Annotated in this window: 2 protein-coding genes; one reads left to right on the forward strand and one right to left on the reverse strand. The window is 67.5% G+C overall.

Annotation, left to right across the window (positions count from 1 at the left end; all coding sequences use genetic code 11):
- Positions 1 to 58: 58 nt before the first annotated feature.
- A complete protein-coding gene (locus ACWCSD_RS52620; protein ID WP_449927475.1) occupies positions 59 to 1,300 on the reverse strand; it encodes an IS256 family transposase in 1,242 nt (413 codons plus the stop codon).
- Here ACWCSD_RS52620 and ACWCSD_RS52625 point away from each other — a divergent pair.
- Positions 1,218 to 1,415: hypothetical protein (locus ACWCSD_RS52625; protein ID WP_449927478.1), on the forward strand; the 198-nt coding region annotated here is incomplete at its 3' end. The genes ACWCSD_RS52620 and ACWCSD_RS52625 overlap by 83 nt on opposite strands.

A 1,415-nucleotide genomic window follows, 5' to 3' on the forward strand; every position in this document is an offset into this window, starting at 1 on the left:
GGTCACGTCCACGGACGTGGTGTATGAATCGATCTTCGCGTGATCCTGTTTCTGCAGGTTAAGCGGTGAGTGTCTGTGGGATCTGGTTCTGGGCGGGTGTGTCGCCCGGGATCACCCGCATCCGGGCTTTGGCCAGCACGTCCAGGCCCATGTAGCGGCGGGCTTCGGTCCATTCGTCGGTCTGCTCGGCCAAAACGGCGCCGACCAGGCGGACGATCGCGGCCCGGTCGGGGAAGATGCCGACCACGTCGGTGCGGCGGCGGATCTCCTTGTTCAGCCGCTCCTGCGGGTTGTTGGACCAGATCTGTTTCCAGACCTCGCGGGGGAAGGCGGCGAAGGCCAGCAGGTCCTCGCGGGCGCCGTCCAGATGCTCGCAGGCGGCCGGATACTTGGCCTCCAACGCGTCGATCACCCAGGCGTGCTGGGTGTGGACCTGCTCGCTGGTGGGCTGGTCGAAGATGGTACGCACCAGCGTGGCCACCCATGGCTGCGCCGATTTCGGGACGGTGGTGAGCAGGTTGCGCAGGTAGTGGGTGCGGCAGCGCTGCCAGGCCGCGCCCGGCAGGCTCGCGCCGATCGCCTCGACCAGTCCGCGGTGGGCGTCGGAGATCACCAGCTGCACGCCGGACAGGCCGCGCGCGACCAGGCCGCGCAGGAACGCCAGCCAGCCCGCGCCGTCCTCGGCCGAGGTGACCTCCAGCCCGAGGATCTCCCGCTGCCCGTTGGCGTTCACGGCGGTGGCGACCAGGGCGTGCACGTTGATCGTGCGGCCGTCCTCACGCACCTTCTGCGTCAGCGCGTCCAGCCACACGAACGTGTAGGGGCCGGCGTCCAGGGCGCGGGTGCGGAAGGCCTCGACCTGCTCGTCCAGGGTCTTGGCCATCTGGCTGACCTGGCTTTTGGAGATGTGTTTGATGCCGAGCTGCTCGACCAGCTTGTCGACTCTGCGGGTGGAGACGCCGAGCAGGTAGGAGGTGGCCACGACGCTGATCAGCGCCTGCTCCGCACGGCGGCGCCGCTCCAGCAGCCAGTCGGGGTAGTAGGAGCCGCTGCGTAGCTTCGGGATCGCCAGCTCGATCGTTCCGGCGCGGGTGTCCCACTGCCGGGCCCGGTAACCGTTACGGGAGTTGGTCCGCTCGTCGCTGCGCTCGCCGTACGGCGCCCCGCACAGGCCGTCGGCTTCGGCCGACATCAACGCCTCGGCCATGGTCTTCACCATGGATCGCAACAGATCCGGATCGTCGGTCTCGATCTGCTTCGCCAGCCATGCAGCGGGCGTCACACTGTTGTCTGCGGCCATCGCTTTGATCTCCTTCTTGTTCGCACTCGAAGGATCACGCGATGGCCGTGTTCATTTCACGGCCGCCACGCTTGTGACCAGGTCAAACTCGTACACCACTCTCATGGACGTGGCC

The sequence above is a fragment of the Nonomuraea sp. NPDC001684 genome, from assembly GCF_053596515.1.